The 10383-nt window shown below is 37.8% G+C and carries 7 protein-coding genes; 1 reads left to right on the forward strand and 6 read right to left on the reverse strand.

What is annotated here, in order from left to right; translation table 11 throughout:
* Positions 1-2: 2 nt before the first annotated feature.
* The 6 genes from EWU23_RS11300 to EWU23_RS11325 form a co-directional block, all read right to left on the reverse strand.
* The gene (locus EWU23_RS11300; RefSeq protein ID WP_166232226.1) at positions 3-713 is read right to left on the reverse strand and encodes a hypothetical protein; all 711 of its coding nucleotides are present in this window, start codon (positions 711-713) and stop codon (positions 3-5) included.
* A 3-nt stretch (positions 714-716) separates the two neighbouring features.
* Positions 717-1985 (reverse strand): YcaO-like family protein, encoded by a 1269-nt coding sequence (locus EWU23_RS11305; RefSeq protein WP_166232228.1) that lies wholly within the window; start codon positions 1983-1985, stop codon positions 717-719.
* 16 nt (positions 1986-2001) lie between these two features.
* A complete protein-coding gene (locus EWU23_RS11310; RefSeq protein ID WP_166232230.1) occupies positions 2002-2871 on the reverse strand; it encodes a hypothetical protein in 870 nt (289 codons plus the stop codon).
* Between the two features lie 407 nt (positions 2872-3278).
* Positions 3279-4025: a peptidoglycan editing factor PgeF gene (gene pgeF, locus EWU23_RS11315; RefSeq protein WP_166232232.1), complete on the reverse strand. Its 747-nt coding sequence runs from the start codon at positions 4023-4025 to the stop codon at positions 3279-3281.
* Positions 4018-4656 (reverse strand): gluconate 2-dehydrogenase subunit 3 family protein, encoded by a 639-nt coding sequence (locus EWU23_RS11320; RefSeq protein WP_166232234.1) that lies wholly within the window; start codon positions 4654-4656, stop codon positions 4018-4020. Before EWU23_RS11320 ends, pgeF begins: the two co-directional genes overlap by 8 nt.
* Positions 4656-6410: a GMC family oxidoreductase gene (locus EWU23_RS11325; protein WP_166232236.1), complete on the reverse strand. Its 1755-nt coding sequence runs from the start codon at positions 6408-6410 to the stop codon at positions 4656-4658. Before EWU23_RS11325 ends, EWU23_RS11320 begins: the two co-directional genes overlap by 1 nt.
* Positions 6411-6703: 293 nt before the next feature.
* Between EWU23_RS11325 and mutS the strand changes: the two genes are divergently transcribed.
* On the forward strand, positions 6704-9349 hold the full coding sequence (gene mutS, locus EWU23_RS11330) for a DNA mismatch repair protein MutS (protein WP_166232238.1): 2646 nt from the start codon (positions 6704-6706) through the stop codon (positions 9347-9349).
* Positions 9350-10383: the final 1034 nt, after the last annotated feature.

Consider the following 10383-nt stretch of genomic DNA (forward strand, 5'->3'; position numbering starts at 1 on the left):
AGTTATAGTTTATACTGAAGGAATGTGGTATTCTCAGGGAATTTGGTTTTGGCCTCTTGTAAATAATGTTGTGCCTTGTTTTTTTGATTTTCTTCTTTGAAATATCGGATTAGAAATAAATAAGATTCGATGATGCACCATTGCGGTTCTTTGGAGTTTTCGGCTACGATAGTTGAGAGAGATATGGCTTTAATCAGGTTAGATTCTACTTGTTTTCTCCCTCCATACATTTTTGGGGTATAAAAATCATAAATCGCTAATGCATAATAGGCTCGTGGATTTTTAGGATTTAAATCAATCGCTCTTTCAGCTAATTTCCCCACTTTCCCAGCTTTGATTGGCAATAGGAAAATATTCGTAAAGTTGAGTTTGAGTCCATCTATTAGTGATTGTAAAGCCATGGTTTCCGAATTTGGCTTGGTAATTTGGCTAAGAATTTTGGATGCTTGTTCTAGACATTGATGTGCTTTTTTCTCTTCAGCGGGTATTGATAATTTGTAATTGAAGTAGTTCATATAATGCGCATAGGCAGTCCAGTACAGATAGTAATAATCGTTGCTTGGGTGATTATTCATGTATGTGATGATTTTTTGTAAACTATCCTTGTGTGTTTTCCATGAAATTTTTTGAACCTCATGAAACATGTTTTCCTGTGCCCAACTTAAGGCAGGGAATAGAAGAGTGGTCAATAGAACAATTAGTCGTTTTTTCATGGTTTATGGGAAAGGATGTGGATATGTTAGAAATAGATTTTCACCTGATTGAGCTCTTAGATTTTTTAAGAAGGGTTGTGTATGTACTCCTGTGAGTAAATTCCAATGGGGGACAATCACACGAACAACTTCGAAACCCTGTGATTGTACATCTTCCGTACTTAATGGAATGACCAAAATATGATTTAAGCCCATTTGATTTATATCTTCCCAAGAATGGATTTTGCTTTGAAAAGATGCCTGGTCTGGGAAAAAAGAATCTTTGCTTAGTGCAGCCTGGAGTATGGGTGATTTTTTCCTCCATAGAGGGAATCGATTGTAGAATGCAAAATGCTTGTCAAAACTATTGATGCTTTCAAATCCTGGCAGATTTTGAATCCAGTTTTCTGGTTTCTGACTTAGCCCAATGGCATATTCAATTCCTTGGTATGCTTCTAAGCAAGCTTTTATGATGGATTCCTCTTGATTAAATCGACTAGCGCATCCCATGGATTGGAATAGTTGACCTTTATATGGAAAATAGAGAACAACCACATGAGTTTCTATGGGGCTAATGGGAGATAAATCAAAAAGCTTTATTTGAACTCGGTTATTATCAAACAAATGTTTGATTTTCGGATGTTTGTGTGAACGAAGTACATCTTCTTGATTTAACATGGGAATCTGCTGAATCCATTGCTCCTGCCGGTACCAAAACTCCGCAAAGGCATTTCTTTCTGCACATTCTAAAAAGCCTCCAATCGTGGCATCTTGTAGATTTTTACCTGCCGAAATGCCTGTGGAAGTTTGAAGGATGTAATTCTTTTTTTGATCCCAATCTGTATTGTGTGGTAAATGAACAGCGAAAGCAGGGACCCAAACGGACTGTTGATTGAGTATGTTTTTACTTTCAATCCAACTAGTTACATCTTCTTTTTCCCACATTTGATATGGGAGATTAGTGCAATACTGATCTGAAATAAATGGGATGAATGTTTCAATTGGCAAGAAAGTTCTACCTTGATGATTCATGTCTGATTCACTGGCAAAGATGAGATTCTTGATGTCCTGATGTGATGCTGCATATCTTTCTATCCATTCTCCTATGGCGGAATTATTAGCTTCTAGTTGACTGAAACCTATCCCTGAACCTTGTAGCATATGGGTGTTGGAAGCTAATAAGTCTAGGTGCGTTGCCTCAACATAGCTTTGATATAAACCTGAAGGTAAACACCTTCTTGTAGGAATCGGATATTGATTTCCGTGGATTAAATCATCTTTTAATGGAGTCATGGTGAGCTTATCAGGTTTATACATTGAATGTCATGGATTGATTCTTTTGACTACAAATTGGGCAGTGTGGTACTTTTAGGATGTTGTATTTTTGTATTTCGATTGGACTGCCATTGACAACATAACTTTGACTTAGTAGTGGAGAATAGGTTAAGCCCGACAAGAAAAATTGGTGTATTTCTTCGTTGATGAAATTGATCAATGCAGGGAAGTACTTTTTGTTCTCTACTAAGGGAGTATAGATGTACTCTTGGTTTTGTTTTTTTTGTAGGATGGAAAATGCTTTTGGGTTCTTAAGCTGCACTTGTTTTCGATCAGCATAGCAATTCAAGCATGGACTTAATAATTCTGGAGAAATAATCGGCCCAAGGGTGAATGATGAGCTGTCAATTTCTGTATATAAAAGGGGTATTTTTGCCTCATAACTAAGTTGTGCAAGTTCTTTTATGCTGCTTCGATGAGTAAAGAGAGAACCCATATAAAGGATTAAATCTGAGGCCTTTAGGTTGTCTTCCAATAGATACTCAAATGAATTAAGGCTTAGTTGATTCAGTGAGTTTATGATGGATGATGTTGATTGATTTGAATACGTAGCGCCAATTAGTAAATGGATTTTTATTGTTTGGGGACTTCTGGGTTGTTGGATTACTTGTTTTTCCTTCATCCAAGAAATTAATTCCTGAAATGTTTCAATATCATGCCCAAAATCCCTTTTATGGTTTTCATAAATACGTTCTAAAGGTTCCTCTTGCTGTATTCCTTTAAGTATCTCTTTGATTAATGGAGTGGATTCTCCATGAATTTCTATCAGGTTCTGATCTCCGTTTACGATGAATAGCGTATCTGGACCACAAAATATGGCTTGGTGGGGTATCGTAGTTTTCATGTGTGGGTAGGTATGTATGTAAAATGGGTAGAGAAAATCTCTACCCATTTATCCAATTAGGCTGTAGCTTCTGCTGGAGTATCATTGTTTGATTTGCAACAGGTACATGTACATGTGCAAGTCGAACCAGCAAGAGCTACCTCGTTTGATCCTCCAAAAGAGGCATCTCTGTTTTCTAAAACAGTCAGGGTTAATTTTAACTTTTTCATTGTAATTAGGGTTAGATTGATTGAATTATTTCGAAGGCAATTTCAAAAAAATGTCCTAATTACAAAAGGCTTGTTCATGGTCTAGGAGTACATTATCAGTTTGTAGATAATTTGTGAGAATAAATGGGCTTGGGAGCTCAATTGAAAGACAATTTGGTATAATCACCAGATTTGAGATTCCAAATACTTGATTAAAATTTAGGACTGAAATCCAGCAAATGCCAACATTCTACCCGTCAAACCTTGCTCTTTTCTATGTGAGAAAAAGTGTTCGTTATGCTCAACTGTACACCAAGGGGAAATTTCTATGTGTGAAATCCCCAATTCAACTAATTGAAGTACGTGGTGTTTTTTCAAATCCACATGCCATTTATCGGACAGTTTTTGTTTAGAATTCTCTGGAAATTGGGCAGCTACTTCATCACCCACTTCAAAATGTTGTACACTGATGCAAGGCCCAATATAGGCCAATATGTCCTTTGCCTGACTTTGATATTTGGAGAGTAATACTTGAGCTGTTTTAGGGACAATTCCTAATACCGAACCTTTCCAACCAGCGTGGATGGCTGCGGTGATTTTTCGCACTGGATCCACTAGAAGGACAGGGCAGCAATCTGCAATGCCTACTGTGGGAAAAATATTCACTTGGGTGCTAATGATGGCATCATATCCACTGACATAATCAGGTTGATGACATTCCCAAATAAGATCTTGGTGGGTTTGAAAAGACCTAGCTAATTGTTGAGGGATTATACCTAAAGATTGGCATAAAAGAGAAATATTTTCTTGAATGATTTCAGTTTGATCGTCGGTATGAACACCTAGATTTAAGGAATAATAAGGAGCTTGACTTTTTCCTCCGTGGCGGGTGCTGACACCCGCCACTAAAGAAGGAATATGTTTAAAAATGTCCGGTTTAAGGTATAAATCGGAGTGTTTAATCATCGTAAGATAATCCGTATTGCTTTAATACATCATCTGGTACACCTTTCCATTCATTCGGTGTATTCCCTTTATAAGCTAAATCATCTAAACCAATTCTGGAAGTGTAGAATCCCGTAGCTGTTAGGTTTCTCATCAAAGTGAAGAAATTTACACCTTGTGAAAACTGAGGTTTCACTTTTTCAGGATAAGCAATATCTTCTACAATTTCGATGCGTTGTTTGGGTGTGATTTCGGTAAATAATTTACTAAAACGACGCTTAGACTCACCGTCTAACCATCTTAATCCACCTCGCATTGGTGTTTTAAATTCAGGTTTATCCTTAACAATAAACTCAATAAATTTAGTGACTCCTGACTGAGAAGCACTTCCTGATTTACCATCAGCAGGAATAATGATATCCGATAAGATGGTGATGGTAGCTAATTCATGAACATTTAAGAACTTTTCCGCCATTAATTTGGCATCACGTTCTGCTTCATCCATGGTTCTACCATTGGGAACTTTTAAAGGAGCTACTTTTTTAGGATCTGGTGCGCCTTCTAAAGCCTCCATGGCTTTTACTTGAGGATTCAATGCAGCTAAGCCCAATGAACTTAAGCCGATATTTTTTAAATAATCTCTTCTTTTCATTACAAATTGGCTTTTTTACGTTGATCAATAATATATTCTGAAGTACGCATGGATAGAGCAAGGATTGTCCAAGTGGCATTCTTATCTCCCTGAGAAACGAATGGTGCCGCATCGGCTAAGAACAAGTTCTTCACATCGTGGGCTTGGCAATTGGAATTTACTACGGATGTACTTGCATTATTACCCATTCGAGCTGTTCCAACTTCATGGATAATTCGACCTGGATCAGCTAAACCGTAATTGGTATCAGCACCTGGTTTTTTACCCATTGGCTTTCCGCCCATCGCATCAATAATTTGCTCAAAGGTATCTTGCATGTGTTTAGCCTGCTTGATTTCATAATCACTCCATTTGTAATTGAAGCGTAATACAGGAATACCGTATTTGTCAACCACATTCGGGTCAATTTCGCAATAGTTATCTTCTCTAGGTACAGGTTCTCCACGACCAGCAAAGCTGACATAAGAACCGTAGAAACGACGATAATCTTCTTTCAAGGTTGCTCCATATCCACCTGCAGCTTTTTTCAAACCATCGCGGGTGAAGTTTTCGCGTCCATTTAATCCCTCAATACCCCAACCGAAACCGTAGCTAGGCATACCCATACCACCACCGTATTCGATGTGGTATCCACGTGGGAAATCTAATTTACTATTATCTCCCCACCATGGTGAGTAAATATGTGAACCACCTACACCATCTTCATTGTATGTTTTACGATCAAATAAGGAAGGAATAATAGCAGAACGAGAAGCACCTGTAGAGTCGTTGATATACTTTCCTACAACACCACTGGAGTTCGCAATACCATTCGGGAAGCGAGAACTTTTCGAGTTCAATAATAAACGAGCTGTTTCACCAGCAGATGCGGCTAAAACAACAATTTTACCTTTCACTGAGTACTCTTGTAAAGTACCTGTATGAACGTAAGAAACACCTGTTGCCAATCCTGAGATTGGATCGGTTGTTACTTCTCTGGCCATGGCATAAGGCAATAAGGTCAAATTACCTGTGGCTGCTGCCGGTTTAACCAAAACTGAAGACGAAGAGAAGTCAGCATAAGCCTGACAAGCTCTTGAACATTGTGCACAGTAGAAGCACTGACCACGTTCATTATTAATCGGCTTTGTTAAAATGGAAAGACGAGAAGGATATGTCGGAACTCCGATGGCCTTATTCGCTTTTTTAATCATTAATTCGTGTAAACGAGCTTTGGGAGGAGGTAAGAAAATACCATCAGGGTTATTTCTTAAACCTTCATTCGTGCCAAATACACCAATCAAGCGATCTACTTTATCGTAATAGGGCTTCACGTCATCGTAGCCAATAGGCCAGTCGTCACCTAAACCATCTATACTTTTTCTTTTAAAATCATCAGGTCCAAAACGTAAGGAAATACGTCCCCAGTGGTTGGTTCTACCACCCACCATACGAGATCTGAACCAATCAAATTTAGTTCCTTCTTTACGTGTATAAGGTTCGCCCTCAATATCCCAGCCACCATAGGCAGCATCAAAATCACCAAATGGACGTGTGGTATTAGCACCGCGACGAGGGGATTCATATGGCCATTTTAATTGGGTAATGTTTTTCGGGTCAGCGGGGTCATAAGGTTGACCTGCTTCTAATAAACAGACTTTAGCTCCTGCTTTGGTTAACATATGGGCAGCCATACCACCACCAGCACCTGAGCCAACAATCACTACATCAAAAACCTCTTGTTGAGATTTGATGTATATGGAAGAATTAATCATAGTTATGGGTTTCGAAATTATTTGGCAAAATAGGAAAATAATTTTTCAATTTCTAATTTTATTATCCTGAAAATAGCTTTATGAGGAATATTGACGTGTTTTTCGCTGATTTAATCCTTGTTGATGTATTAAGCGGATAGTGGCTAATCTGTTCAAATGGTGATTTATTTTCAGACCGAATTTATTCTAAAAATAATCCTTCCTCTTTTGTTTTTTCCTTGGTCAAAATCTGGCAATATGGTGTAATAATTCGGGCAAAATTCTTATTTTTACACCCTTTATATAATTCTAGTTTGGCCAGAAAAGCAGCAGATGGACAAGAACCTTTAAAAAAAGGTGAAACTCCACTTTCTCGACAATTTAATCAGATTAAAGCCAAGTATCCTGGAGCAATTTTGCTATTTAGGGTAGGGGACTTTTATGAAACATTTGGGGAAGATGCCGTTAAAGCTTCCAAAATATTAGGTATCGTTTTAACGCGACGGAACAATGGAAATGCCGATGATCATCTGGCAGGTTTTCCCTATCATTCCTTGGATGTGTACTTGCCTAAATTGGTTCGGGCAGGACAGCGAGTGGCTATTTGCGATCAATTAGAGAATCCAGCAGAGGCTAAAGGTATCGTGAAACGAGGGGTGACGGAATTAGTTACTCCTGGAGTTTCGTTTAATGATCAAGTTTTAGACAACAAAAGGAATAATTACGTTGCCTCCATCGCTTTTCCTGAAAGCACACAAAATCTGTATGGATTGGCTTTGTTAGATATCTCCACGGGTGAATATATGTGCTCCCAAGGGCCTTTGGCCTATATTCAAAAGTTGGTTCAAAGTTTTTTACCAGCTGAAATTCTGTACCCAAAAAAGTTCAGGAATCAGTTTATGGATTCTTTTGGAGATCAGTTTCATTCCTTCAGTTTAGAAGAATGGATATTTACTCATGATTTTACCTATCCCTTATTAACTCAGCATTTTAAAACCCAAAATTTAAAAGGTTTTGGAATTGAAGAAATGCCTTTGGGAATCATTGCTGCTGGGGTTATTCTCCATTATTTGGCAGAAACGGAACATAAACAAGTAGCCCATATTTCTTCCATTCAACGCATTGAGGAGGATAAATATGTTTGGCTAGATCGATTTACTATTCGAAATTTAGAATTAATTCATCCTTCACAAGAAGGCGGAGTCCCCTTGATTTCCTTGATGGATCAAACGCTCACAGCCATGGGAGCTCGTTTGCTCCGAAAATGGATGGTACTTCCACTCAAGCAATTGAGTGAAATACAAGATCGTCAATCAGGTGTGGCAGAATTAGTTCAAAACACGGATTTGCTAGATTTATTGATTACTTATTTAAAGCCCATTGGAGATTTAGAGCGTTTAATTTCTAAAGTTGCAGCTAGCAGAATTAATCCTAGAGAGCTTGTTCAATTGAAAAAAGCCTTGCAACAAATACCCTTAATCAAGGAGTTATTGTGGGATAATAGTGAAGGAAGTTTGAAGAAATGGGCAGATAAATTAAATCCTTGTGCTTTATTAGTAGAAAGAATAGAAATAGCCCTACGAGATGATGCTCCCATGTTAGCGCATCAAGGCGGCATCATAAAAACAGGGTTTCTCCCTGAATTGGATGAGCTTCATTTACTATCATCGAATGGTAAGGAATACTTACAAGACCTGCAAAAAAGAGAGGTAGAGCGTACAGGAATATCCTCTTTGAAAGTGGCTTATAATAAGGTTTTTGGCTATTATTTGGAAGTAACGAATTCCCATAAAGACCGTGTTCCTCCTGAGTGGATTAGGAAGCAAACGTTAGTCAATGCAGAACGCTATATTACTGACGAGCTGAAGGTTTATGAAGAAAAAATTCTAACAGCTGAGGATCGGATTTCTCAGATTGAATATGGGATTTTTCAAGATTTGATTCGAGAAGCTATGGATTACTTGGAGCTTATTCAAGTGAATGCACAAGGTATTGCGACCCTGGATGTATTGCAAAGCTTTGCGACCATAGCCCAAAAAAATCACTATGTTCAACCCAAACTGTTGGATACAGATACCATTGATATTAAGGAAGGGCGCCATCCTGTTATAGAACAACAATTGCCTGTGGGGGAAGCTTATGTTCCCAATGATGTTTATTTAGATAATGAATCCCAGCAAATCATCATGATTACAGGGCCTAATATGGCGGGTAAATCAGCTTTGCTACGTCAGACGGCCTTGATTGTGTTAATGGCACAAATGGGTTCTTTTGTTCCTGCTCAAGCCGCAACAATCGGATTGGTAGATAAAGTATTCACGCGTGTGGGGGCATCTGATAATTTGTCCAAAGGAGAATCTACCTTTATGGTGGAGATGACTGAGACTGCGGCTATATTGAATAATTTGTCGAGCAAATCACTGGTGTTATTGGATGAAATAGGAAGAGGAACTTCTACATATGATGGGGTTTCTATGGCTTGGGCCATTGCCGAACATTTACATAACCATCCCAAGAGTCGAGCTAAAACACTTTTTGCCACGCACTATCACGAATTGAATCAATTGGCAGATGATTTTCCTAGGATCAAGAACTTCCATGTTTCTGTGAAGGAAATGGGAAATAAAATCATCTTTTTAAGGAAGTTACTGCCAGGTGGATCGGCACATAGTTTCGGTATTCATGTGGCTCAAATGGCTGGAATGCCCACCCCATTAGTGCTTCGTGCCCATGAAATTTTAAGGCATTTGGAAAAAGATCACATCAAAGAAGATCATGATCAAAAGCTCAAAGATATGCCGAAGGTGAATTATCAATTAAGTCTATTTGGTGCTGAAATTCCGGCTGGACTTAAAGAGATTAATGATCAATTAGAAAAATTGGATGTCAATTCCCTATCGCCAATTGAAGCTCTGCTAAAATTAAATGAGCTAAAGAAGATGATAAATTATAAATTATAAGGTATAAATTATAGATTATAAAGTGTGATGTGAATGCCTGAATGACGTTGACCGTTTTATGTCATTTATGCTTGATTAGTATTCAAGTATTTTTTTGTTTAGCATATAGCTTGATTCAAATTTAATAGTTTTTTTTCAAAAGCAATAAGTGACATTCTATTTAACTCAATATGAGGCTTTTCCAGATTATAGAATGATACTGCTCGGTCAACTTCTTTGACCAGTATTTAGAAATAATGAATATAACGATGAAAGGTTAATCCCAACGAAAGATTGGAACAAAGCTTGAGCGAAGCGGCAGGCGGATATTTGACCCTGAGCATAGGTCATGTGTGTTAGCGTCAAAGATTAAAGCCGTAAGCGGAGAGACAATCGGTTCCGCAAAGCGGAATTCGTCTTAGGATTAACCGTATTTCTACTGTTTTTTTGTTTCTTTTTTTATAAAAAAAGAAAGACCACGAAAAGTATTATTCCAACAATGTTAATGAAATAAATAAAATTTAACACATTTACAATTCACCATTTATTATTTTTTTCAATTATTAGGATTTTCTTTTTTTGAAAAAAAAGAAACAAAAAAACTTCTTTTTTTGTCGTCCAGCAAAGGCGAATTCCGCTTTGCGGAACCGTGATTCACTCCGCTATCGACTATATTTTTGACGCCGACGCACATCTCCCATGCTAAGGTCAAAACCTCGTCTACCACTGCGTTCATCACATTTCGCTCGTGCTGGCCGACGGTGGTTTCTATCAACAATTCTACATTTTCTATTCTGCATTGAATTGTTAATCCTAACGAAAGATTGGAACGAAGTTTGAGCGAAGTGGCAGATAAGCAGGAAATTGTAAATGATGAATTATAAATGGATTTGTGTGAATGCATGAATGACGTTGACCTTATAATATATGTCAATGCCTGAAATAGGTTGACCGTTTAAAAGTAAAATTTTAAACATAAAATCTATTATCCATGGCAAACAAAAAATCATATCTTCAAAGTGTGTCACAAAGACGGCTCCGTCATTTTAGTGATA

The organism is Aquirufa beregesia (assembly GCF_011090385.1).
Lineage (GTDB): Bacteria > Bacteroidota > Bacteroidia > Cytophagales > Spirosomataceae > Aquirufa > Aquirufa beregesia.

What these genes read in the sequence shown, in the direction of transcription:
- EWU23_RS11300 (WP_166232226.1), bottom strand. Translation starts at nt 713, where the DNA reads ATGAAAAAACGACTAATTGTTCTATTGACCACTCTTCTATTCCCTGCC.
- EWU23_RS11305 (WP_166232228.1), bottom strand. Translation starts at nt 1,985, where the DNA reads ATGACTCCATTAAAAGATGATTTAATCCACGGAAATCAATATCCGATT.
- EWU23_RS11310 (WP_166232230.1), bottom strand. Translation starts at nt 2,871, where the DNA reads ATGAAAACTACGATACCCCACCAAGCCATATTTTGTGGTCCAGATACG.
- pgeF (WP_166232232.1), bottom strand. Translation starts at nt 4,025, where the DNA reads ATGATTAAACACTCCGATTTATACCTTAAACCGGACATTTTTAAACAT.
- EWU23_RS11320 (WP_166232234.1), bottom strand. Translation starts at nt 4,656, where the DNA reads ATGAAAAGAAGAGATTATTTAAAAAATATCGGCTTAAGTTCATTGGGC.
- EWU23_RS11325 (WP_166232236.1), bottom strand. Translation starts at nt 6,410, where the DNA reads ATGATTAATTCTTCCATATACATCAAATCTCAACAAGAGGTTTTTGAT.